This is a genomic window from Plantactinospora sp. DSM 117369, from assembly GCF_053764795.1.
In genome coordinates this window covers 7,816,126-7,838,514 of record NZ_CM132446.1, presented here as the reverse complement: position 1 = coordinate 7,838,514, position 22,389 = coordinate 7,816,126, and the positions used below count along the sequence as shown (strand labels likewise).

21 protein-coding genes are annotated in these 22,389 nt (G+C 72.9%); 11 read left to right on the top strand and 10 right to left on the bottom strand.

What is annotated here, in order from left to right; translation table 11 throughout:
- Window positions 1-5 precede the first annotated feature (5 nt).
- Window positions 6-431, top strand: coding sequence for a cytochrome c oxidase subunit 4 (locus tag ACSMXO_RS33335; protein ID WP_346257929.1), 426 nt, complete (start codon window positions 6-8; stop codon window positions 429-431).
- Window positions 432-1,145: 714 nt separating this feature from the next.
- On the opposite strand, the gene qcrB is transcribed toward ACSMXO_RS33335, so the two are convergent.
- The 4 genes from qcrB to ctaE form a co-directional block, all read right to left on the bottom strand.
- Window positions 1,146-2,780, bottom strand: a complete 1,635-nt coding sequence (qcrB, locus tag ACSMXO_RS33330) for a cytochrome bc1 complex cytochrome b subunit (RefSeq protein WP_455415129.1) — start codon at window positions 2,778-2,780, stop codon at window positions 1,146-1,148.
- Window positions 2,777-3,865 carry a cytochrome bc1 complex Rieske iron-sulfur subunit gene (gene qcrA, locus ACSMXO_RS33325; RefSeq protein ID WP_346257927.1) on the bottom strand — a complete coding sequence of 363 codons (1,089 nt, stop codon included), beginning with the start codon at window positions 3,863-3,865 and terminating at the stop codon, window positions 2,777-2,779. Before qcrA ends, qcrB begins: the two co-directional genes overlap by 4 nt.
- A 73-nt stretch (window positions 3,866-3,938) precedes the next feature.
- Entirely contained in the window at window positions 3,939-4,787 is an 849-nt protein-coding gene (gene qcrC / locus ACSMXO_RS33320) for a cytochrome bc1 complex diheme cytochrome c subunit (protein WP_455415128.1), read from the bottom strand.
- Between the two features lie 75 nt (window positions 4,788-4,862).
- Window positions 4,863-5,462 carry an aa3-type cytochrome oxidase subunit III gene (ctaE, locus tag ACSMXO_RS33315; RefSeq protein WP_346257925.1) on the bottom strand — a complete coding sequence of 200 codons (600 nt, stop codon included), beginning with the start codon at window positions 5,460-5,462 and terminating at the stop codon, window positions 4,863-4,865.
- 109 nt (window positions 5,463-5,571) lie between these two features.
- Between ctaE and ACSMXO_RS33310 the strand changes: the two genes are divergently transcribed.
- From ACSMXO_RS33310 to ACSMXO_RS33295, 4 genes are all read left to right on the top strand, one after another.
- Window positions 5,572-6,525: a cytochrome c oxidase assembly protein gene (locus ACSMXO_RS33310; RefSeq protein WP_455415127.1), complete on the top strand. Its 954-nt coding sequence runs from the start codon at window positions 5,572-5,574 to the stop codon at window positions 6,523-6,525.
- Window positions 6,526-6,669: 144 nt separating this feature from the next.
- The gene (locus ACSMXO_RS33305; protein ID WP_346257924.1) at window positions 6,670-7,080 is read left to right on the top strand and encodes a response regulator; all 411 of its coding nucleotides are present in this window, start codon (window positions 6,670-6,672) and stop codon (window positions 7,078-7,080) included.
- Window positions 7,081-7,141: 61 nt separating this feature from the next.
- Window positions 7,142-8,203 carry an anthranilate phosphoribosyltransferase gene (gene trpD / locus ACSMXO_RS33300; protein WP_455415126.1) on the top strand — a complete coding sequence of 354 codons (1,062 nt, stop codon included), beginning with the start codon at window positions 7,142-7,144 and terminating at the stop codon, window positions 8,201-8,203.
- Window positions 8,204-8,578: 375 nt separating this feature from the next.
- Window positions 8,579-9,238, top strand: a complete 660-nt coding sequence (locus ACSMXO_RS33295; RefSeq protein WP_346257922.1) for a DUF4142 domain-containing protein — start codon at window positions 8,579-8,581, stop codon at window positions 9,236-9,238.
- Between the two features lie 102 nt (window positions 9,239-9,340).
- Here ACSMXO_RS33295 and ACSMXO_RS33290 read toward each other — a convergent pair whose 3' ends face one another.
- The 6 genes from ACSMXO_RS33290 to ACSMXO_RS33265 all read right to left on the bottom strand — a co-directional run bounded on the left by ACSMXO_RS33290 (window position 9,341) and on the right by ACSMXO_RS33265 (window position 15,947).
- On the bottom strand, window positions 9,341-10,222 hold the full coding sequence (locus tag ACSMXO_RS33290; RefSeq protein WP_455415125.1) for an alpha/beta hydrolase family protein: 882 nt from the start codon (window positions 10,220-10,222) through the stop codon (window positions 9,341-9,343).
- A 119-nt stretch (window positions 10,223-10,341) separates the two neighbouring features.
- A complete protein-coding gene (locus tag ACSMXO_RS33285; RefSeq protein ID WP_318394338.1) occupies window positions 10,342-10,629 on the bottom strand; it encodes an Lrp/AsnC family transcriptional regulator in 288 nt (95 codons plus the stop codon).
- Between the two features lie 111 nt (window positions 10,630-10,740).
- Window positions 10,741-11,610, bottom strand: coding sequence for a nucleotidyltransferase family protein (locus tag ACSMXO_RS33280; protein ID WP_455419374.1), 870 nt, complete (start codon window positions 11,608-11,610; stop codon window positions 10,741-10,743).
- Between the two features lie 56 nt (window positions 11,611-11,666).
- Window positions 11,667-12,200, bottom strand: a complete 534-nt coding sequence (locus tag ACSMXO_RS33275; RefSeq protein WP_455419373.1) for an NUDIX hydrolase — start codon at window positions 12,198-12,200, stop codon at window positions 11,667-11,669.
- Window positions 12,201-12,255: 55 nt separating this feature from the next.
- Complete coding sequence (locus ACSMXO_RS33270; protein WP_455415124.1) at window positions 12,256-14,037, bottom strand: RelA/SpoT family protein; 1,782 nt, start codon at window positions 14,035-14,037, stop codon at window positions 12,256-12,258.
- A gap of 143 nt (window positions 14,038-14,180) precedes the next feature.
- Window positions 14,181-15,947, bottom strand: coding sequence for a DEDD exonuclease domain-containing protein (locus ACSMXO_RS33265; RefSeq protein ID WP_455415123.1), 1,767 nt, complete (start codon window positions 15,945-15,947; stop codon window positions 14,181-14,183).
- Window positions 15,948-16,075: 128 nt separating this feature from the next.
- Between ACSMXO_RS33265 and ACSMXO_RS33260 the strand changes: the two genes are divergently transcribed.
- The 6 genes from ACSMXO_RS33260 (at window position 16,076) to ACSMXO_RS33235 (ending at window position 22,173) form a co-directional block, all read left to right on the top strand.
- Window positions 16,076-17,782, top strand: coding sequence for an NYN domain-containing protein (locus ACSMXO_RS33260; RefSeq protein WP_455415122.1), 1,707 nt, complete (start codon window positions 16,076-16,078; stop codon window positions 17,780-17,782).
- A gap of 189 nt (window positions 17,783-17,971) precedes the next feature.
- Window positions 17,972-18,196 (top strand): hypothetical protein, encoded by a 225-nt coding sequence (locus ACSMXO_RS33255; protein ID WP_318394341.1) that lies wholly within the window; start codon window positions 17,972-17,974, stop codon window positions 18,194-18,196.
- A gap of 229 nt (window positions 18,197-18,425) precedes the next feature.
- A complete protein-coding gene (locus tag ACSMXO_RS33250) occupies window positions 18,426-19,685 on the top strand; it encodes a M48 family metallopeptidase (protein ID WP_455415121.1) in 1,260 nt (419 codons plus the stop codon).
- A complete protein-coding gene (locus ACSMXO_RS33245; protein WP_455415120.1) occupies window positions 19,682-20,842 on the top strand; it encodes a glycosyltransferase family 4 protein in 1,161 nt (386 codons plus the stop codon). The genes ACSMXO_RS33250 and ACSMXO_RS33245 overlap by 4 nt, the downstream gene beginning before the upstream one ends.
- Before the next feature lie 118 nt (window positions 20,843-20,960).
- The gene (locus ACSMXO_RS33240; RefSeq protein WP_346257915.1) at window positions 20,961-21,548 is read left to right on the top strand and encodes a TlpA family protein disulfide reductase; all 588 of its coding nucleotides are present in this window, start codon (window positions 20,961-20,963) and stop codon (window positions 21,546-21,548) included.
- 184 nt (window positions 21,549-21,732) lie between these two features.
- Window positions 21,733-22,173 carry a DUF4395 domain-containing protein gene (locus tag ACSMXO_RS33235; RefSeq protein ID WP_346257914.1) on the top strand — a complete coding sequence of 147 codons (441 nt, stop codon included), beginning with the start codon at window positions 21,733-21,735 and terminating at the stop codon, window positions 22,171-22,173.
- The last annotated feature ends 216 nt before the right edge of the window (window positions 22,174-22,389 follow it).

Genomic DNA, 22,389 nt, shown 5'->3' with positions numbered 1-22,389 from the left:
GCCAAATGAAGACCGAGTGGAAGCTGTTCAGCATCGTCTCGATCTTCCTCGCCCTCGCGGCGGTCGTCTACGGGCTGTGGACGTCCGGCGTCGACGGGCGGGTGGAGTGGATCGGCACGGTCGCGCTGGCGCTGTCGTTCCTGCTCACCGCGATGTGCGGCGGCTTCTTCTGGTTCGTGTCGCGGCGGATCGACCCGCGCCCCGAGGACCGGCCGGACGCCGAGATCTCGGACGGCGCGGGTGAGGTCGGCTTCTTCAGCCCGGGCAGCTACTGGCCGTTCGGGCTGGCCCTCGCCGCCACCATCGCCGGCCTGGGCCTGGTGTTCTGGCAGTGGTGGCTGATCGCCACCGGCATGGTCGCGGTGATCTTCGGCGCCTGCGGGCTGCTCTTCGAGTACTACTCCGGCACCCGGCGCACCGCGGAGCACTGACCGGCGCCGTCGGCCTCTCCGGCGACCCGTGGCCCCTCCAGGGCTGCGGGTCGCCGTCGTTTGGTGCCCGTCAGCCGTGCTGAGCGGGCCGTGTGGCGAAGATCTGGTCCAGGCGGTACCCGAGGGGGGCCGGGCGGCCGACGCGCCGCGCACGCCCGCCATGACGCTGCCGGCGAGACCGGTGGCGAGGGCGAGCAGGTTTGCCGGCGTGCGCCTCCGGGTTCCGGCAGGTTGCCGGCCTGCGCCTCCGGGTTCCGGCCCGGCGCCAGCTCGCCGGGCCCGGCCTGTGCCGGGCCTGCCCGGTCGAGCCGGTCGGCGACGGCCCGCTTCAGGCTGCCGGAGGTGCGGCCGTAGGGGGACGGCCCGCTTCAGGCCGCCGGAGGTGCGGCCGTAGGGGGACGGCCTGCCTCAGGCTGCCGGAGGTGCGGCCGTAGGGCGACGGCCCGCTTCAGGCCGCTAGCCGGCCGGTAATGGAGGGCGCGGCCAGTGCCGGGTCGGTCAACGCGAGGGCCGTGGTGGGCGGTGAAGACCGTGACCGCGGCCCGCTGGCCGTCGTCGGCGGGGATGGGCGGGCCCAGCCAGCCGCCGAGCAGGTCCCGGACCGTACCGGGCCCTCGTGACGCCTCGGGTCCGGGCAACGAGCGTGGCGATCATCCCGGAAACGCAGTGGCGCCCGCCGGAGGACTCCGGCGGGCGCCACCTGGTGCGTTTCGCTCAGCGCCTGCTACTGCCGCCGCTGCCGCTGCCGATCTCCTGCCGCTCGGGGCGCGGCTCGACCGGCGGGTGTCCGGGCGAGACCGGCGCCTCGGCCGGCTTCTCGATCGGGTAGAAGAAGCCCCGGATCGCCGGGCCCAGCGCGCCCAGCCGGTTCATCTTCTTCGGTACGACCCAGCCGACGTACTCCAGCTCGCCGTGTCCGTCCTCGTCGGTCCGGCCGAGCGGCTGGTGCACCTCCACGAACTGCCCGTTCGGGAGCCGGCGGATGATGCCGGTCTCGACGCCGTGCGCCAGCACCTCCCGGTCGTGCTGCTGGAGGCCGAGGCAGATCCGGTAGGTGACGTAGTACGCCAGCGGCGGTACGACGATCAACCCGATCCGGCCCGCCCAGGTCATCGCGTTCAGGCTGATCCAGAACTTCTCCGCGATCACGTCGTTGGCGCCGGAGAGCGTCAGCACCAGCCAGAACGACACCGCCATCGCACCGAGGGCGGTCCGGCCGGGCACGTCACGCGGGCGCTGGAGCAGGTTGTGGATCTCCCGGTCCTTGTTCAGCCGTGCCTCGATGAACGGATAGAGCAGCGGCACCACGGTCAGGATGCCGGGCAGCACCACGGTGGGCCAGAACAGTGGTGGGATGACGTACCCGTCGCCGATCGGGATGTTGATCTCCCATGGCGGCATCAGCCGGGTCGACCCGTCCAGGAACATCACGTACCAGTCGGGCTGGCTGGCCGCGGAGACCACGCCGGCCTCGTACGGGCCGAAGAGCCAGATCGGGTTGATCTGGACGAGCCCGCCGAGCAGCGCGATCACCCCGAAGACGACCATGAAGAAGCCGCCCTGCTTGAGCGCGTAGCGCGGGAAGAACCGCTCGCCGACCACGTTCGAGTTGGTCCGGCCGGGGCCGGGCCACTGGGTGTGCTTCTGCTTGAAGACCAGTGCGAGGTGCGCGGTGATCAGGCCCACCAGCAGGGCCGGGATCAGCAGCACATGGGCGATGAAGAACCGGCTGATGATGATCTCGCCCGGGAACTCACCGGCGAAGATCGCCGTGGTGACCCAGCTACCGATCACCGGGATCGACAGCATGATGGCGGAGGCGATCCGCAGGCCGGTGCCGGAGAGCCCGTCGTCCGGCAGCGAGTAGCCGGTGAAGCCGGCCAGGAAGCCGACCCAGAAGAGCAGGTAGCCGATCATCCAGTTCAGCTCGCGCGGCTTGCGGAACGCTCCGGTGAAGAAGATCCGCATCATGTGCACGATGATCGACGCCATGAACAGCAGCGCGGCCCAGTGGTGCATCTGCCGCATGATCAGGCCGCCGCGTACGTCGAACGAGATGGTCAGCGACGACTCGTACGCGGCGGACATGTGGGTGCCCTGATACGGCCGGTAGCTGCCGTCGTAGGTCACCTCGCGCAGCGACGGCTCGAAGAACAGCGTCAGGTAGACGCCGGTGAGCAGCAGCACGATGAACGAGAAGAGCGCGATCTCGCCCAGCAGGAACGACCAGTGGTCCGGGAAGACCTTGTTGAGCATGGCCCGCAGCGGGGTGTTCACCTGGAGCCGGTCGTCGACCTCCCGGGCCGCCTTGCCCGGCACCGCCGCCAGATCGAACCTACGACGCTTCATGGCCGCTCCCAGAAGTCGGGCCCGACCGTCTCGGTGAAGTCGGACTGCGCGACGAAGAAGCCTTCCTCAACGGCCAGGGGAAGCTGAGGAAGCCGCCGGCTCGCGGGTCCGAAGATCGGGCGGGCGTTGTCGGTGATCAGGAACTGGGACTGGTGGCAGGGGCAGAGCAGCCGGTTGGTCTGCTGCTCGTAGAGGCTGGCCGGGCAGCCGGCGTGGGTGCAGATCTTCGAGTAGGCGATGTAGTTGCCCCACATGAAGTCCTGCTTGCCGTCCCGGTCGTTCGCCGCCTTCGCCTCGGCCGCGTCACCCTCCCGGAGGTGGATCAGCAGGACCGGGGAGTCGGCGTGCTTGTTGGTGGCGCCGCCCTCGATGCCCGGGAAGACGGTGATCTGACCGCCGGGGCTGACGTCCTCCGGGCGTACCGGCGTGCCGTCCTGGTGGGTCAGGTGGACCCGCTTGCCGTCGTGCGGCTTCCAGCCGGTGGTGAAGTACTGGTTGTTCTTGTGCGGCTGCTCGATCAGGCCGCCGATCAACGGTGCCGCGGCGACCGCGCCCACCGGGGCCAGGCCGGCGAGCAGCGAGATGCCCAGCAGCGGGCGGCGGCGTACGCCCAGCTCGTCGGCCATGTAGACCAGCGTGTTACCGGTGATCTTGCGCTCCTCGTCGCTGGCCGGCTCGATGTGCCGATCCTGGATCGACACCTCCTTCGGCATCAGCTTCTTGCCCCAGGCGAGGATGCCGAAACCGACCAGCAGCAGGGCCAGGCCCAGGGTCAGGCCGAGGACCGGGGTGTAGAGCTTGCCGGCACCGGTACCGGGCTTGTACTGCCAGGGCCACCAGATGTACGCCACCACGAACGCCGTGGCGAAGAGGCCGACCAGCAGGAACATCCCGGCGATCGTCCGGGTGATCCGGCGCTCGGCCTTGGTGCCCGGGACGGGGAACTGCGCCTCGTAGTGGACGATCTCGATGTCGTCGCGCCGGGCGCCCTCCCGGACGATGTCAAAGCGGGAGACCTGCGGGTCGTTCACGTCGATCGCGTTGCCGGTGGTGCCGGAGGCGTGTCCGTCCGTGCGCGTGCTCATGCCGACCCTCCGCTTCGCTCCGGCTCGCCATGAGGCTCATCCGCACTGAACTTGCTGATTCGCTTGCGCTCGCTCATGACTTCCCCGCAATCCACAGCGCGGCGAAGACCAGCGCGACCATGCCGACCAGGAAGATCGCCACACCCTCGGTGGCCGGGCCGAGCCGGCCCAGGTTCAGCCCACCCGGGTCGCGGTCCTCGGCCAGCGTCTGCTGGACGTACGCGATGATGTCGGCCTTCTGCTCCGGCCGCAGCTGGTTGTCACCGAAGACCGGCATGTTCTGCGGCCCGGTCAGCATCGCGGCGTAGATCTGCCGGTCGCTGGCGTCCCGGAGGTTCGGGGCGAACTTCCCGGAGGAGAGCGCGCCGCCGCCACCGCCGAAGGTGTGGCAGGAGGAACAGTTGATCCGGAACAGCCGGCCGCCCTCGGCCACGTCCCCGTCGCGGTGCAGGTTGCTCCCCTCGGGCAGCTGCGGCCCGCCGCCGAGTTCCTGCACGTACTGCGCGAGCTGGGTGGTCTGCTCGTCGTTGAAGACCGGCGGCTTCTGCTCGGCCTGGGCCTCCTGCCGGGCCAGCGGCATCCGGCCGGTGCCCACCTGGAACTCCACGGAGGCGGCGCCGACGCCGATCAGGCTCGGCCCGCGCCCCTCGACGCCCTGCGCGTTGCGGCCGTGGCAGCTCACGCAGCTCGTGTCGAAGAGCGCCTTGCCCTCCTGCGCCGCCGAGGTGAGCTGCGGGGTGTCCTGCGCCGAAAGGCCCGGGGCGAAGACGGTGTAGGCGCCGCCGGCCAGGGTGAGTGCGGCCAGCAGCCGGACCGCGGCGCCCAGTCGACGGCGGGCCTTGCCGCGCGGCCTCGACCGCGCGCGGCGAAGCCGCGAGAGCAGCCCGCGGGAGCGGTCGCCGCCGGGGGTGTCAGAAGTCATGGCCTGTGTCCTTAACGGTTTTCTCGACCTTGTCTCAGGGACGGGGCAACGGGGCGGAACGTGACAGCTCCAAGATCACTGAAGCCAGTAGATCATGCCGTAGAGCGCGATCCAGACCACGTCGACGAAGTGCCAGTAGTAGGAGACGACGATCGCCGAGGTCGCCTGTGCCGGGGTGAACCGGCCCATGGTCGTCCGGATCATGAAGATGACGAAGGCGACCAGACCGCCGGTCACGTGCAGCGCGTGGAAGCCGGTGGTCAGGTAGAAGACCGACCCGTACCCGTCGCCGTTGATCTTCACGCCCTCGTGCACCAGGTTGCGGTACTCGTTGAGCTGGCCGAGGACGAAGACCAGGCCCATCACGAACGTGATCGTGAACCAGCGGCGCAGTGCGTGCACGTCACCCCGCTCGGCCGCGAAGACGCCGATCTGGCAGGTGACCGAGGAGAGCACCAGGATCACCGTGAACGTCGTCGCGTACGGGATTTGCAGCACCTCGGTGTGCTTCTCCCACTGCTCGGGCGCCGCCGCCCGGATGGAGAAGTACATCGCGAACAACGCCGCGAAGAACATGAGTTCGCTCGAGAGCCACACGATCGTCCCGACGCTGACCATGTTGGGTCGGGTCAGCGAGTGGATCCGGCTCTTGTCAATGGCTGAGGCCGCAGTCACGCGGTCATTATTGCCCCTGATCGGCATCGGCCATCGTCGGGGTGGCCTAACTGCCTCGTCGGACGGGGTGACATGCCTCGCCCGGTTCGTCTGGCCTAGCCTGAAAAACGTGCTGCACCTCGATCCCGGTACCGCCTCGGCCGTGCCCCCGGCACCGGCCGTTCTCGCCGGTGGGGGCGCCGAGACGGCCCCGTTCACCGTCTCCGCCGTCTTCACCGAGGCCACGCTGAACAACTGGCTCGCCGTCGGCCTGGTGCTGGCCGCCGCCTGCTACCTGTACGGCGTACACCGGCTGCGGGTGCGCGGGCACACCTGGCCGGTGCTGCGTACCGTGCTCTTCCTCGGGCCGGGGCTGGGCGGGATCGCCGCGGTCACGCTCAGCGGGCTGGGCGCGTACGACACCACCCTGCTGTCGGTGCACATGGTCCAGCACATGGTGCTGTCGATGATCGCGCCGATCTTCCTCGCCCTCGGCGCCCCGGTGACGCTGGCGCTGCGTACCCTCGGCAAGGCACCCCGGCGGCGACTGCTCGCGGTGCTGCACAGCCGGGTGGCGAAGGTGCTCTCCTTCCCGCTCTTCGCGTACGCGATCTTCGTGGTCAACCCGTTCGTGTTGTATTTCTCCGGGCTCTACCGGTGGACCCTGGAGAACTCGTTCGGCCACGAGCTGGTGCACGCGCACTTCATCCTCACCGGCTGCCTCTTCTTCTGGCCGCTGGTCGGGCTCGACCCGCTGCCGGGCCGCTGGCCCTACCCGGCCCGGGCGTTGCTGATGGTGCTCTCGGTGCCGTTCCACACCGTGCTCGGGCTCACGGTGATGCAGAGCACCACCCTCTTCGGCGGCGACTGGTACCCGTCGCTCGGGCTGGCCTGGTCCGACCCGTGGAACGACCAGAAGGTCGCTGGCGGGGTCCTCTGGGCCGGGGGCGAGTTCGTCAGCGTCACCATGCTCGCTGTGCTGGTGGTGCAGTGGGTGCGGCAGTCCGAGCGGGAGGCCCGCCGGGTGGACCGGGAACTGGACCGCCAGGAGGCTCGGGAACGGGCTGCCGGCAGCGCGGTGTAACGGGGTGGGCCGGATGCGGCGCCCGGCGTACCCGGTGTCCCGGGATTCGGGCGGTGCCGGCCCCGGGAGCCGGGCGGGCCGGTCGGGCCCCGGAGCCGACCGGTACGATCGGCGGGCAGCTACGAGGTGGGAGCCCAGCGACCGATGAGCGATCGTCAGTACACCGTCCTGCTCTACAGCGACGACCCGGAGGTCCGGGACCGGATGCGGCTCGCCGTCGGCACCCGGCCGGCGGCCGACCTGACCGTCGAGTTCGTCGACGCGGCCAGCTACGACGAGTGCATCCGGCTGGTCGACGACTACGAGATCGACCTGCTGCTGCTCGACGGCGAGGCGACCCCGTCCGGTGGGCTCGGCATCGCCCGGCAGATCAAGGACGACCGGGACGACGCCCCGCCGACCTGCGTGGTGATCGCCCGGGCGGCCGACCGCTGGCTCGCGGCGTACGCCCAGGTCGACGCCACCCTGGTGCACCCGCTCGACCCGGTGACCACCGGCCAGACCGTGGCCGGCCTGCTCCGCGCCCGCGCCAGCGGGGCGAGCGCGCGCTCCTAGGGCTCCGGGGAAACCGCACCACCACACACCGCCAACCACCCGCCCCGCCCGGGAGGCCCGCATGGGGGAACGGACCTGGCCCAACCTGCTCGCCGCGCTGCTGCGCGCCGAGGAACTCTCCACCGCCGACACCGCGTGGGCGATGGGGGAGATCATGTCGGGGTCGGCGACACCGGTCCAGATCGCCGGGTTCGCCACGGCGCTGCGGGCCAAGGGGGAGACCCCGGCCGAACTGGCCGGCCTGGTCGAGGCGATGCTGGGCCGGGCGACCCTGGTGGAGCTGCCCGAGCCGCTCCGGGCCGACGCCGTGGACGTGGTCGGCACCGGCGGAGACCGCGCACACACCGTCAACATCTCCACCATGACCGCGATGGTGGTGGCCGGCGCCGGGGTACGCGTCGTCAAGCACGGCAACCGGGCCGCCTCCTCCTCGTGCGGCGCCGCCGACCTGCTCGAATTCCTCGGTGTGCCGCTCGACCTGGGCCCGGCCGGGGTGGCCCGGTGCGTGACCGAGGTCGGCATCGGGTTCTGCTTCGCCGCCCGGTTCCACCCCGGGATGCGGCACACCGCGGTGCCCCGCCGGGAGATGGGCGTCCCGACGGTCTTCAACGTCCTCGGCCCGCTGACCAACCCGGCCCGGCCCCGGTCCGGCGCGGTGGGGTGCTTCGACCCCCGGATGGCTCCGGTGGTGGCCGAGGTCTTCGCCCGGCGCGGCGACTCGGTGCTGGTGATGCGCGGCGAGGACGGGCTCGACGAGTTCAGCACCGGCGCGCCGACCCGGCTGTGGATCGCGGACCAGGGTCGGGTCACCGAGACCGTGGCCGACGCCGCCGACCTCGACCTACCCCGCTCGGCCCCCGGCGACCTGCGTGGTGGTGACGCCGCCTTCAACGCCGACGTGACCCGCCGGCTGCTGACCGGCGAGCGTGGCCCGGTCCGGGACGCGGTACTGGTCAACGCCGCTGCCGCCCTGGCGGCCAACGGCGGGTTCGCCGGTGGACTGCTACCGGCGATGCGGGACGGGCTGGCCCGGGCGGCCGAGTCGATCGACTCCGGCGCCGCCGCCCGCACCCTCGACACCTGGGTCGAGGTCGCCAAGGCGGCCAAGGCCGACGAGCTCTAGCGGGCGGGGATTCCCCGAGCACGGTCGCACTGTTCCTGGCGAAGGCGTGGCCGGCGCCATGATGCCGATGTTGCGTACGTTGGCGAGCGCGTCTGCGGCGGCCACTTCAGCTCGGCCCGAGGGCGCTACTTCGGGGAGGTAGCGCGATCGTCGGGCGCTGCCACCGTCGCGTGATTTTCGCCGGGTCCGGCGGTCGCGCATACCGCCGGGTGCGGGGTACCCGGCGGGGCGATGGGCAAACGCGCGTCGAGGTCGGGCGGCTGCGTCCGTCGGGCGGGATCGTGCCGGACCCGGCCGATTCCGGCTGCCATCGGTCCGCGTGTGCTCGGGTCAACCGGGTATCCCCGAAGTTCAACGACGGAGGGGGGAACAAACATGTTGGTCGTCAAACGCTTGGGCGTGCTCGTCTCGATGGCGGTGCTCGGCCTCGTACCGGCGGGTGCCGCGTACAGCGCCGCCGCCGCACCGTCGGGGACGCCGTCGGCCACGCCGTCCGCTTCGCTGTCGGCGCAGGACAGGCAGTTCCTGCAGTCGATCCACCAGGTGAATCTCGCGGAGATCGCGACCGGCAACCTGGCCAAGCAGAAGGGGGCGAACCAGGAGGTCAAGGACCTCGGCGGTCGGTTCGTGACGGATCACACCCAGCTCGACCAGAAGGTGCAGAGCGTCGCCTCGGCGGCTCACCTGACGCTGCCGAACAAGGTGACGAGCGAGCAGCAAGCGGTGATCAATCAGTTGCAAAACGTCACTGGTGCCGACTTCGACACGCAGTGGGTCACTGCCCAGCTCACCGCGCACACCCAGGCGATGCAGCTGGTACAGGCCGAGTTGACCCAGGGCTCCGACCCGTCGGCCAAGCAGGTGGCGCAGCAGGCGGCACCGGTGCTCCAGGCGCACCACAACGCGCTGGTGGCGGTGGCCCAGAGTCTGGGCATCCCGATCCCGGGTGGCACCACGGTGGCACCGAGTCCGGGAATCAGCTCCGGCGCTCCGACGCCGGGCGGCACGGTCACGCCGAGCCCGACCATCAGCTAGTCCGCCGCCGCGACGCGGCGGCATGACGGGTCCTCCGGTCACTCACGCCCGGGGGACCCGTCGGCACACCCGGGCGTCTTTCCGGCCCCGGGGCAGGCGGACCTACCGGGGCGGCAGCTCCGCGGCGAACGCCGCCACCCGGGCGGCGATCGGCGCCGACGCGCGTACCCAGGTGAAGTGGTCGAGTCGGGTGCCGCTCTCGGCAACCGTGTACCGGGTACGCCGGATCGGCGCGGCGACCAGCTTGTCGCAGAGGTAGTCGAGGGTCTCGTGCGGCGAGTACTGGTCGTGGTCGACGCTGACCGCCAGCACCGGGGTACGCACCTCCCGCACGGCGGCCTCGACATCCACCCTGTCGAGCCGGGGAAACCGCCCCGTCCGGGCGGTGTACGCCCAGTCCCGGATCACCCCGCGCGCCTGCCGGCCGCCGAAGCCCCAGCCGGGCCAGCGGCCGAGGGCGACCGCGCAGCCGTGGATGAACTGGGTGCCGGCGAGGACGGCGAAGCGACGGCGGCCCGGATAGGCCCGCCAGTACGGCAGCCCGACCGCGACCAGGGCCAGCCCGTCGACCTGCGTCGCGGGGTCGAGCGCCAGGTGCAGCAGCGCGGCCTGCCCGCCGAGCGAGTGGCCGAGCAGGATCCGGGTCCGGCCGTCGAGCCGCGGCTTCAGGCTCTCCAGCACCGCGCCGACGTCACCGGCCAGCTCCGCGTAGCCGTACCTGGAGGCGCGGCTCGGTGCCGGGGTGCTGGCGCCGGTACCCCGCAGGTCGGCCACGACCACGGCGAAGCCGGCGGTCCGGAGCGCGGCGGCGAACGGCGCGTAGTAGCTGGCCCGTACCCCCATCGCCGGCCAGACCAGCACGACCGGCGCCTCCGGCGCGCCGACCGGGTCCGGATAGCTGCGCAGGGCGATCCGGTCGCCGCTGCGGTCGACGAAGGACTCCTCGTGGTCGGGAGTCGGGTCCTGGTCCGGCGTGGCGGTCATCCGGCGAGCGTATCGGCTCACGTTACCGGCAGGTAGCCGCCGTTCACCCACTGCGTCGTCCAGGGCATCGCGCGGGGCGAGTGGCACACCGGGCGCCGGACCGGGTCGGGGCTGCGGGGTCAGTCCGGGTCGGGGAGGCCGATCGCGAACGCCTCCTCCAGGTCGTGCTGGGAGTACGCCCGGAAGGCGATGTGCGACTCGGTGCCGACCACGCCCGGGACCTTCGAGATCCGTCCGGCGATCACCTCGGCGATCTGCTCGAACTCGCGTACCCGGACGATCGCGATCAGGTCGACGTGACCCGCCACCGAGTAGACCTCGCTGACGCCGGGCACCGCGGCCAGCGTCTCGGCCACCTCGGGGATCGAGTCGGTGGCGCAGTCGATCAGGACGATCGCGGTGATCACCGGGGGACTCCTCTCGTCGACGTGCTCGCTGGCGCGGCCCGCGCCGGGCGGCGATCGGGTGCCGTGTCGCGGCTGCCCGCCCATGCTAGAGCTTCGCCCGACGGGTGGCGGCTACCGGCCCGACGCGGGAGCGGCCGGCGCCGGGACGGTCAGGCGGTCGCCGACCCGTACCGCGTCGGTCAGGTGCTCGTCGGCCCGGACCAGGCCGCCGGGCCAGACCACGCAGCGGTGCAGGGTGCCCCGGACCACGGCACCGGCGCCGACCACCGCCGCCCGGAGTTCGCCGCTCACCTCGGCGGTCGGGTCGACCAGGCTGCCGCCGCCCGCCGCGTGCAGGTTCGCCGCCAGGTAGTCGGCCGGCGTGCCGGTGTCCAGGTACCGGCCGGAGAACTCGACCACCTCCAGATCGCCGGCCGCCTCGGCGGGGCGCCACACGGTGCGCACCAGTTCCGCCGGCTCGACCGGCAGGTCCCGGACCCGGGCCCAGGGCAGCAGCGAGAAGCCGGCGAACCGGTGCCGGCCGAAGTCGCCGGGGCGGGACGGCCCGTCGACCGGCTGGCCGAGCAGCCGTACCGTCGTACCGTCCCAGCCGGCGAGCAGCGCGGCGATGTCCGGCCCGGGTGGCGTGCCGGGCGCGGCCAGATAGGCGTCGGCGTTCCCGACGAGTACGCCCCGGCCGTCGATCCAGTTGCGCAGGTTGGCCACCCCGCCGGAGGTACCGAGCGGGTCACCGGGCTCGACCGAGAGCGCGGCCCGGCCGCCCACGTGCCACACCACCTGGTCACCGAGATAGCAGGCGTTCACCGCCACCGTCGCCGGGGTGTCGAAGCCGAGCGCCGACACCCGGTCGAGCGCCCGGTCCAGCAGCGGCACGTTCCCCACCGGACAGAGCGCCTTCGGCAGGTGTTCGGTGAGCGGGCGCAGCCGGCGGCCCTCCCCGGCGGCCAGCACCACGGCGCAGATCTCGACGCCGGCGGGCAGCGCGCTGGCGACGATCCGCGCCGGACCGGGCTGTGGCGCCGGGCCGGGAGCCGTGGTCACGACGGTGGCGGGGCGCCGGCCGGGTCGGTCTCGGCGAGGGGGCCGATCCCGTAGTGGGCGAGCAGCCGGGCGGTCGCGGTGCTGAGCGGGGGCAACCCGTCGAGCGGGTGCCAGGCGGCCTCGAACACCTCGGCGCCGTCGACCACCAGTTCGGTGGTCGAGGCCGGGACGCGTGCCTCGAAGACCATGTCGACCCAGCCTTTGAGGTGTACGACCGCGTTCGGCAGGGCCGGCTGGAACTCCGTCAACGGCAGCGCGATGCCGGTCTCCTCGTGCAGTTCCCGGGCAGCGCCGGCCAGCGGGGTCTCGCGACGCTGGAGCAGCCCGGCCGGCAGGGTCCACTTCCGGCCCGGCGGCTGGCGCAGCAGCAGGATCCGGCCCGGCGCCGCCGCCTCGGCGTCGTAGACCAGGGTGACCGCGCCGACGATGTACTTCGGCACCGCCAGTCGGACCAACCGGCGGCGCACCCCGAGGGGCAGACGGTAGAAGACCTTGTAGCCGACGGCGCGCGTCGACGAGCGGCGGGGGATCACCGGACCAGGCTAGATGGCGTACCGGCCCGGCGGGTGACCCGGGGCACACCGGTCACTCCTGGTGGTCCACCATCGCGATCAGCTGCTCGACCACGGCGTCCGGCTCGACCGTCCGGTCGACCACCGCGACCAGCAGGGTCTCCAGGTCGGGATAGCCCTGCTCCTCGGCCAGCCGGCGCAGCGGCAGGTCGTTGGCGAGCCCCCGGTCGTGCTTGCGCAGCGTCAGCCCGATGGTGGCCCGGCCGAGCCGGACCTTGTCGGAGATCGAGATCGCCGGCTCCTGGTGCTCGGCGAACCAGCGGTTGATCTGCATCTGCGCCTGCGGCGACTTGACGAAGCCGAGCCACTCCTTGCGCGGCCCCGGCGGGGCGACCGCCAGGTCGAACTCGCCCTGCGCGTCGGTCTCGCTGAAGATCTCGACCACGTCGCCCTCGTCCAGTTCCGACGAGAGTGGGGCGAGCCGGCCGTTGATCTTCGCGGCGAGGCAGTGGTCGCCCCGGTGCGGGCCCAACTCGTACGCCAGGTCGACCGGGGTGGAACCGGCCGGCAGGACGATCTGCCGGCCCTCGGCGAAGACCTGGATCTGGGTCTCGGCGAGGTCGCAGCGCAGCGACTGGAGGAACTGCGCCGGGTCGGCGGTGTCCCGTTCCCAGTTGAGCACCCGCTGCAACCAGTCGAGCTGTTCGGCGCCGCCCGCGGCGTCCACCCCGAGCTTGGGGAAGCGGAAGTCGGCCGCGATGCCGTACTCGGCGGACTGGTCCATCGTCTTGGTCCGGATCAGCACCTCGACGGTCCGCTCGTTCGGCCCGATCACCGTGGTGTGCAGGGACTTGTAGAGGTTGTTCTTCGGTGCGGCGATGTAGTCCTTGAACCGCCCGGCGACCGGCCGCCAGAGCCCGTGGATCGAGCCGAGCGCGGCGTAGCAGTCGGTGTCCGGCCCGTCCACCACGATCGCGATCCGGGGCAGGTCGAACGGGGTGGTCTGGTCCCGGGCGACGGTGTCCTTCCAGATCGAGTAGTAGTGCCGGTCCCGGCGCCGGACGGTGGAGACGATCTTGTCACGCCGGAGCACCACCTTGGCCTGGCTGACCACGTCGTCGAGGTAACCGGCCCAGTCCGGCCGGTTCTTGACGTACTCGTCGATCCGGGCGTACGCCTCGGGTTCGAGGTGACGCAGCACCACGTCGTCCAGGTCACGCTTGAGCGCCTGGATGCCGAGCCGGTCGCAGAGCGGGACCAGCACCTCCTGGGTGGCCCGGGCGATCCGGGCCCGGGAGGCGAGCGACCGGGCGTCGAGGGTACGCATGTTGTGCAGCCGGTCCGCGAGCTTGATGATCAGCACCCGGACGTCCTTGCCCGCAGCAATGATCATCTTGCGGATCGTCTCGGCCTCGGCCGCCTTGCCGTAGAACGCCTTGTCGAACTTGGTCACCCCGTCGACCAGGTGTGCCACCTCGCGTCCGAAGTCACCGGTGAGCGCCTGGAGGGTGTAGCGGGTGTCCTCCACGGTGTCGTGCAACAGCGCGGCGACCAGGGTGACGGTGTCCATCCCCAACTCGGCGCAGATCTGCGCCACCGCCAGCGGATGGGTGATGTACGGCTCGCCGCTCTTGCGGAACTGCCCGCGGTGCATGCTCTCGGCAATGGCGTAGCTGCGCCGCACCACTCCGACATCGGCGCTGGGGTGCACACTGCGGTGCGCCCGGACCAGTTGGGTCACCGGGTCGTCCTCAGCGGACGGCCAGGACAGCAACGAGCGCAGCCGTCTGCTCAGCGTGATCTCCGTCGGGCGGGCGCTTCCGAAGGCAGCGCCGTGACCGGCTTCGAGGTTCACGCGGAGCCACCCCCTCACTCACCGCCGCGTCCGGTGCCGACGGACGCGCCGGGATGCCGGTGCGAACGCAAGCCCCGAAATCGGGCAGGACTGCACTTCTCTAACAGCCTAAAGGAGTGAAGGTCGTCCGATCGGTCACTTGCTTATGTGCGTTCGGTCGGGAGTTGTCTCGACGCCGCCGCCTCGGCCCGGACCAGCAGGTCACGGAACCGCCCCGCGCCCCTGGCCGGAGAGGCCCAACCGGTGGACGTCTCGACCAGCCTCGTGTCGGGTCGCTCCAACCAGGACAGGATGCGTTCGGACTCCTCGGCCGACGCGTTCGGGACCGGACCGTGCCCGGGCAGCACCGTCTCGGCGGTGGCCCGGACCAGGTCGAGCACCCCCCGGGGCGGCACGCCCGGCGCGGCGGTACCGGCCCCGGCCAGCCGGCCGTGCCGGATCACCGCGATCTCCCAACCGCCGTCGGCGGCCCGCCGGGCGGCGGCCAGCTCGCTGATCCGGGTCAGCCCGACCAGCCGTTGCATCCGGACGGTGGCCCGGAGCACCGCCGCCAGCCGGCTCCGCACCACCGCCGCCTCCTCGTAGCGCCGGGCGTCGGAGAGCACCCCGATCCGGGTCAGCAGCGCGTCGACCAGGATCTGCGGGTCGTCCACCAGGGCGGAACGGACCGGCTCGACCGCGCGGTGCGCGTACTCGTCGACCGAGATCCGGTGCTCGCACGGTGCCGGGCAGCGACCCAGCTCGGCCAGGGCGCAGGCCGGGCTGGTGGTCCGGACCGAGAGCCGGGGGGTGCACTGGCGCAGCGGTACGGCGTCGTGCACCCCGGCCGCGGCGAGCTCGGCCGAGCGGCGGGAGCTGAACGGGCCGAGATAGGCTGCGTCGTCCGGCCCCAGCGACCGGACCAGGGACAGCCGCGGGTACGGCTCAGAGGTCAACTTGAGCCAGACCACCCGCTCCGGAAACTTCGACCGGCGATTGTAGGGCGGGGCGTGCGCCGCGATCAGCCGCAGCTCGCGTACCTCGGCCTCCAGCGGATGGGCGCACTCGACCGCCTCCACCCGCTCGGCGGCGGCCAGCATCTCCGAGATCCGGGCCCGCTTCTCGGCGGCCGTGAAGTAGCTGCGCACCCGGGTGGCGATGTCGCCGGAGGTGCCGACGTAGAGCGGCCGGTCGTCGGCGGCCCGGAAGATGTAGACCCCGGGCACCCTGGGCAGCCCCTCGGCCAGGTGCCGCTTGCGGCGCTGGGTCGGGGTGACCGCCCTGGCGAACTCGATCGCCTCGCCGAGGGTCTCCACCCGGTGCCCGCCGAGCCGGGCGATCAGCCCGTGCAGCACATCCACGGTGGCGTGCGCGTCGGCCAGTGCCCGGTGCGTCGGCTGGTGCGGGGTGCGGAAGTAGGCCGCCAGGGTGCCGAGCTTGCGGTTGGGCACCTCGTCCCGGGTGAGCACCCGACGGGCCAGCGCCGCCGTGTCCAGCACCCGGGGGCTCGGCCAGGTGTAGCCGTGCCGGGCGCAGGCGGCCTTGAGGAAACCCACGTCGTACGGGGCGTTGTGCGCGACCAGCACCGCACCCCGGAGGAACTCCAGCAGGCTGGGCAGCACCTCCTCGACCGGCGGGGCCGGCAGCAGCATCGCCTGGGTGATCCCGGTCAGCACGGTGATGAACGGCGGGATCGGTTCACCCGGGTTGACCAGGGTGGCCAGCACGCCCAGCTCCTCGCCGCCGCGCACCTTGACCGCGCCGATCTCGGTGATCCCGCCGCCGTCCGGGGCGCCCCCGGTGGTCTCCAGGTCGAGCACCACGAAGGTGGTCTGGTGCAGCGACATCGCCTCGTCGGGCCAGCCGTCCGCGCCGGGAGTGCCGTCCGGCAGGCCGTCCAGCGTGCCCTGAACATATTGAGGTGGGACCACGGCGGGCAGGGTAGGCGGCACGTACGACACTTCCGCATCATCCGTACCACTCGTTACCGGGGGGCCGACGGGGCGAGATCATCTGAGGTGTTGGGCGATCGGTAGGGTGTCGGTGGGAGACTTGCGGCATGCCCCGCGCCGAACCGTCCGACGACCGCCTCCGCGAGGAGGCGGCGCAGCCCGCGCGCTCCGAGCGTGCTGGCGATCCCGGACGGGACGGCGGCACCGACGAGCCGCGTCCGGCCTTAGCCGGTGCCGACGAGCCGGAGGCTACGCCCACGCTGGGCACCGACACCCCGCCCGGCTCCACCGGCGGCGAGACCGAACCGCCCGACGACCGGCTGACCGAGCTGGCCGAGTTGGCCGGTGGCGAGCCGGCCGGCCCGTACCCGATCGGCGGTGACCTGACCGGCACCGACCTGGCCGGCGGCGGCTCGGCCGAGCGCGAGGCGGCGGGCCCGGACCGGATCGCGAGTGGGCCGGTCGGCGGTGCGGCGGGTGCCGGAGGACCAGCCGATCGGGAGGCGGTCGATCGGGAGCCGGAGCCGACGCTGCCGGAGCCGGTCCGGGCCCGGATCGTCAGCCTGGCCGCTGCCGCGCTGCCGACGCTGCCCAGCGACGAACTTCCCCCGCCGCTGCGCCGGGTCGCCAAGTTCGCGCCGAACCGGCGGGCCCGGCTCGGCGGCGGACCGATCGCCACCCAGCTCGCCGCCGATCCGCTGTTCCGGCAGCGGGTGGCCAGCCGGGTGCTCTCCGAGGCCGGCGAACTCGGCTCCGTGGTGGTCTCCGGGGGAAGTCCGGCCGCCGCCGATCCGGTGGAGGTCGCCGCGCTCGCCTACCTGACCCGGCCGCCGGGCTGGCGTCACCTGGTCGAGGACGCCGGTGCGGCGGTCCGGGCCGAGGCGGACAGCGCGGTTGTCGCCGAGCTGGTCCGCGAGGCCGAACAGCGGGCCACTCGGGCCGAGCACGACCGTGCGGTGGCGAAGGTGGAGGCCGACAAGCTGCGCGACGAGGTGGCCCGGCTCCGGGAGGAGTTGGGCCAGCTCCGCGAGGAGAACCGGGTGCTGGGCCGGACGCTGCGGGAGACCCAGGCTGGGCAGCGGCGGGCGGCCGAGCTGCTGGCCACCGAGAAGGGCCGGGCCAGCCGGGCGGCGGCCGACCACGAGGCCGAGCTGCGCCGGGTACGGGCCCGGCTGGCCGAGGCCGAGGCGGCCGCGGGTGCGGTCCGGCAGACCGCCAAGGAGGCCCGCTCGGTCGACGACGCCCGGCTCTGGCTGCTGCTGGAGACGATCGGCCGGGCCGCCGTCGGGCTGCGCCGGGAACTCGCCCTCGATCCTGCCGACCGGTTGCCGGCCGACTACGTCGCCGACGCGTTCGCCGAGCGTCCGGCGGCGGCCAACTCGGCCCGGGCACTGGACGCCGACGATCCGGCCCGGCTGGACGAGCTGCTGGCCCTGCCCCGGGCGCACCTGGTGGTCGACGGCTACAACGTCACCAAGCGCGGCTTCGGCGAGATGTCCCTGGAGCAGCAGCGCAAGCGTCTGATCACCGGACTGGGCGGCATCGCGGCGCAGACCGGTGACGAGGTGACGGTCGTCTTCGACGGCGCCGAGCGGATGCACGGGCTGCCGCCCGCGCCGCGCGGCGTACGGGTGCTGTTCTCCCGGAAGGGCGAGACCGCCGACGACCTGATCCGCCGGCTGGTCCGGGCCGAGCCGGCCGGCCGGCCCGTCGTGGTGGTCTCCTCCGACCGCGAGGTCGCCGACGGGGTACGCCGGCACGGCGCCTATCCGCTCGGCGCGGATTCCCTGCTCCGCCGGCTCGCCCGCTCCTGACCGGCCGCCTGCGGCACAGCGTGCCGGAAGCGCCGCGACGGCCCGGGCGCCCCTTTGTCCGTTGATCATCCGGATGGGGGCGTTGGGCGGCAACGGAGGTTTTGTCGTACCCCTGTTCTAGCGTCGATGTCACGGACGGTGGCCACGTCACGACAACCACCGTCTCCCGCTGCTTTGAGGAGTGAGCAGATGCTCATCGACTGCGACAGTTGCACCCTCCGGGGTGCGGCCTGTTCCGGGTGCCTGGTGAGTGCCCTGCTGGACCAGCCACCGGGGCAGGCCGCGCTGACCGCCGACGAGATGCACGCGATCGAGGTCTTCACCCGGGCCGGCTTCGACGTCGAGATCCTGGACGCCCCGGTCTCGGCACCGACGCGGCTCGCCAACCGGCGCCGGCGCCGACGAGTCGCCTAGACCGACCCCACCCGACGGCGGCCGCGAACCCAACAGGTCGGGTAGCACCGAGCCCGACGCCGAGCCCGACGTCGAGGCCGACGGTCGCGTAGTCCGGAACCGGCGTTGACGCCGACGGGTCGGGTATTCCGGCCACCAGAGGATCCGCCGGGCAGCCCGGCATAGGATTGGCCGCGCGATCGGGCTGGCGAAGGGCGGATCGGATGACCGAGCGGGTACGGGCGACGGCATGACGCCGCGTGCCTGGGCCGGGTTGACCCTCGTCGCCCTCGTGGTGCTACTCGTCGCCGCCACCGTGCTGCTGGTGCCGTGGCACCGCCCGCCCGCGCCCCGCGCCGACCAGCTCGCCGCGCTGGACGAGCTGGATCCGGCCGACGTGGCTCGGGGGCGGGCCTTCGCCGCGGCGCTGCGCCCTGGTGGCTACGGCGCGCTGGCCGTCGGGCTGGTGGTCGCCGTGCTGCTCGGTCTCACCCCGCTCGGCGCGAAGCTGATCGCACTGGTCGGGCGCCCCTTCGGCGACAACTGGATCGCCCAGGCCGTGCTCGGCGGCCTGGCCGTGGTACTCGTGGCCGACCTGGTGACCCTGCCGTTCGCCGCCTGGCGGCACGCGGTGGTGGCCCGCTACGGGCTCTCCACCCAGGGCTGGGGCGGGTGGACGGTCGACCTGCTCAAGTCGTACGCGGTCAGCGCCGTGATCGGCGCCGTGGCGCTGCTCGGCTTCTACACGGTGACCCGGCTGGCCCCGAGCTGGTGGTGGGCGTTCGGGGCGGCCGGCGCGGCGGTGCTGGTCACGCTCCTCTCCTTCATACTGCCGGTACTGGTGGAGCCGATCTTCAACCGGTTCACCCCGATGGAGCCGGGACCGCTGCGCACCGAGTTGATGGCGCTGGCCGACGCTGACGGCGTACCGGTGAAGGACGTGCTGGTCGCGGACGCCTCGCGGCGGACCCGGGCGGTCAACGCGTACGTCTCCGGGTTCGGTCCGACCCGGCGGATCGTCGTCTACGACACCCTGCTGCGCGAGGCGCCGCCCGCCGAGGTGGCCAGCGTGGTCGCGCACGAGTTGGGCCACGCCAAGGACCGGGACGTGTTGACCGGTACCCTCACCGGTGCGCTCGGCGCGGCGGCGGCGGTCGTCGCGCTCTATCTGCTCGGCACGTCGGGTGCGCTGCTGCGGGCCGCCGGGGTCGACTCGGTGGCTGAGCCACGGGCGTTTCCACTGCTGCTCGCCCTGGTGACGGTGGCCGGTCTGGTGGCGGCGCCGGCGCAGGCATGGGTCTCCCGGCAGGTCGAGGCGCGGGCCGACGCGCACGCCCTGGCGCTGACCGGTGACCCGGCCTCCTTCGAGGCGATGCAGCGCCGGTTGTCCAGCGTCAACCTCGCCGACCCCGATCCGCCCCGGTGGGAATACCTCTTCCGGGCCAGCCATCCATCCACCGTGGAGCGCATGGCCGCGGCCCGCGCGTACGCCCGAGGAGCCGGCGGTTGACCAGGACCCTGCTCGTGACCAACGACTTTCCGCCGCGTCCCGGTGGGATCCAGTCCTTCGTGCACGGCCTCGCGGTCCGGCAACCGGCCGGATCGGTCGTGGTCTACGCCTCCACCTGGCAGGGTGCCGACAAGTTCGACGCCGACCAGCCGTTCGAGGTGGTCCGCGAACCGACCGGGGTGCTGCTGCCGACCCGGCACGTCGCGCGGCGGGCGGCGGAGCTGGCCCGGGCGTACGACTGCGACACCGTCTGGTTCGGCGCGGCGGCCCCGTTGGGGCTGCTCGCCGCCGGGCTGCGCCGCCGGGCCGGGATCGCCCGGGCGGTGGCCCAGACGCACGGTCACGAGGTCGGCTGGGCAGCGCTGCCGGGTGCCCGTACGGCGCTGCGCCGGATCGGTGACGGCGTCGACGTCACCACCTACCTGGGGGAATACACGCGGGTCCGGCTGGACCGGGTGCTGCGCGACCGCACCGAGCTGCGCCGGCTGGCTCCCGGGGTGGATGTGGACGTCTACCACCCGGACGTGGACGGGTCCGCGGTCCGCGCCCGGCACGGCCTGACCGGCCGGCCGGTGGTGGTCTGCGTCTCCCGGCTGGTGCCGCGCAAGGGACAGGACGCGCTGATCCGGGCGCTGCCGGAGATCCGTCGCCGGGTGCCGGGGGCGGCGCTGCTGGTGGTCGGTGGTGGGCCCTACCGGGGGACGCTGGAGAAGCTCGCCCGCCGGGCCGGAGTCACCGGCGACGTGGTCTTCACCGGCTCGGTGCCGACCGCCGAACTGCCGGCCCACTACGCGGCCGGAGACGTCTACGCGATGCCGTGCCGGACCCGCAACGCCGGGCTGGACGTGGAGGGCCTGGGCATCGTCTATCTGGAGGCGTCCGCGACCGGGTTGCCGGTGGTGGCCGGCAACTCCGGCGGCGCACCGGACGCCGTCCGGGAGGGCGAGACCGGCTACGTCGTCGATGGCCGGGACGTCGGCCAGCTCGCCGACCGGGTGGCGACGCTGCTCGCCGACCCCGAGCTGGCCCGCCGGATGGGTGCCGCCGGCCGCGCCTGGGTGGAGCGGGAGTGGCGCTGGGAGCGGCAGGCGCGGCGGATGACGGAGCTGCTGACCGGCCGGCCAGGATCCGGCCCCGGCCAGCGAGCTCCGGAGTGAGCCGGGCGGCGCCCCGCCGCACCAGCGGCGATTCCGTGCTCAGTCCGACACTCGGCCCTCCCCGAGGAGGCGGCACCATCGGCGGTGCACCCGGCCGGGAACAGGTGACATCACAACGATGGTCATCGACGCCCCGGCGTGGCAGTCTGTAGTCGTGCAGAACGCCGCACTGAGCGGTTCCGTCGCGGTGGTGACCACCTTGCTGCTGGCCACCGGCTTCGGCCTGTGGCGCCGCCGCTGCGACGGGCGACCCCGGCGGCAGTCGCCGGCCACCCGGCCGGATCGGGCCGGCTCCGCGCGCCCGTCGGGCGGCCTTCTCGACGGTGACCCGCCAGTGGATCCCGCCGGTCGCGACGGCTCCGGACTCGTCGGTGGGCTGCCGCTCGACCCCGGACTGCTGGCCGCGCTCGGGGTCCGGCCGGGCGCTCCCGCCACCCTGCTGCAGTTCTCGTCGGCGTTCTGCGCGCCGTGTCGGGCCACCCGGCAGGTGCTGACCGACGTCACCGGCACCCTCGACGGGGTACGGCACGTGGAAGTCGACGCGGCGAGCCAGTTGCCGGCGGTGCGGGCCCTGGGCATCTGGCGTACTCCCACCGTGCTGGTGGTCGACGCCGACGGGCGGATCGTCCAGCGTGCCGCCGGAGTGCCGGCCAGGGCCCAGGTCCTCGCGGCGGTGGCGCCACTGCTCGACCGGGGACCGTCATGACCCGGCGGGCCGCCGGGAGGGTTCGGCCAGCCCCACCGAACCGGCGCCGCGCCCTCGGCTCCGGCCGTCCGCCCGCGCGCCTTCGGCACTGACCAGCCCTCACGACCCAGCGGCAACCCCGCGTCCACGTCCGACGAGCGCCCTGACCGACGACCAGGCGCCGTCCCTGCCCACCGAGGTGAACATGTTGCTCGACCCCCGCGGACCGCGCTTCGCCGCGGTCGTCACCACGCTCGTCCTGGTCGTCGTCCTGCTCACCGGCTCCGGTTGGCTGGCCCTGGCCCAGGCGGTGGTGTTCGCGATCGCCGCCGTCGACCCGCGCCGCAGCCCGTACGGCCTGCTGTTCCGGGCCGTCGTGGCGCCCCGGTTGGCCCGCCCCGCCGAGCTGGAACCCGTGGCGCCGGTACGCTTCGCCCAACTCCTCGGGCTGGGGTTCATGCTGGTGGCCGCCGCCGGCTACCTCTCCGGCACCACCTGGCTCGGGTTGGTCGTGTCGTGCCTGGCACTGGCCGCCGCCTTCCTCAACGGGGCGTTCGGGCTCTGCCTGGGCTGCGAGACCTACCTGGCGTTCCGCCGGATGACCGGCCGGGCGATCCCGGCCCGGGTACCCAACCCGTCGAACTGACCGACCCCTGGTCCAGGGGATCCCGCCGTTGCCCGTGGTGCGGTGTGGTGTGGCCGGTGTGGCGGGGGATGCCAGCAGGAACCTTCTGCGGCGGATGCGCGCCATGGGCCTGCTGTGGCACGGATTCGCCGGGCGCCTGGCGGCGGGCGGGTCGCCGGCTACCGGACACCGGCGACCACGGCGCTGGCATCCGGCCCGGCGACTCACCGGCCGACG

Bases quoted from the DNA above. Each gene is read 5' to 3' on its own strand.
- ACSMXO_RS33260 (WP_455415122.1), top strand. From the start codon at position 16,076: ATGCCCCGCGCCGAACCGTCCGACGACCGCCTCCGCGAGGAGGCGGCG.
- qcrB (WP_455415129.1), bottom strand. From the start codon at position 2,780: ATGAAGCGTCGTAGGTTCGATCTGGCGGCGGTGCCGGGCAAGGCGGCC.
- ACSMXO_RS33295 (WP_346257922.1), top strand. From the start codon at position 8,579: ATGTTGGTCGTCAAACGCTTGGGCGTGCTCGTCTCGATGGCGGTGCTC.
- qcrA (WP_346257927.1), bottom strand. From the start codon at position 3,865: ATGAGCACGCGCACGGACGGACACGCCTCCGGCACCACCGGCAACGCG.
- ACSMXO_RS33305 (WP_346257924.1), top strand. From the start codon at position 6,670: ATGAGCGATCGTCAGTACACCGTCCTGCTCTACAGCGACGACCCGGAG.
- ACSMXO_RS33235 (WP_346257914.1), top strand. From the start codon at position 21,733: ATGTTGCTCGACCCCCGCGGACCGCGCTTCGCCGCGGTCGTCACCACG.
- trpD (WP_455415126.1), top strand. From the start codon at position 7,142: ATGGGGGAACGGACCTGGCCCAACCTGCTCGCCGCGCTGCTGCGCGCC.
- ACSMXO_RS33240 (WP_346257915.1), top strand. From the start codon at position 20,961: ATGGTCATCGACGCCCCGGCGTGGCAGTCTGTAGTCGTGCAGAACGCC.
- qcrC (WP_455415128.1), bottom strand. From the start codon at position 4,787: ATGACTTCTGACACCCCCGGCGGCGACCGCTCCCGCGGGCTGCTCTCG.
- ACSMXO_RS33290 (WP_455415125.1), bottom strand. From the start codon at position 10,222: ATGACCGCCACGCCGGACCAGGACCCGACTCCCGACCACGAGGAGTCC.
- ACSMXO_RS33250 (WP_455415121.1), top strand. From the start codon at position 18,426: ATGACGCCGCGTGCCTGGGCCGGGTTGACCCTCGTCGCCCTCGTGGTG.
- ACSMXO_RS33255 (WP_318394341.1), top strand. From the start codon at position 17,972: ATGCTCATCGACTGCGACAGTTGCACCCTCCGGGGTGCGGCCTGTTCC.
- ACSMXO_RS33335 (WP_346257929.1), top strand. From the start codon at position 6: ATGAAGACCGAGTGGAAGCTGTTCAGCATCGTCTCGATCTTCCTCGCC.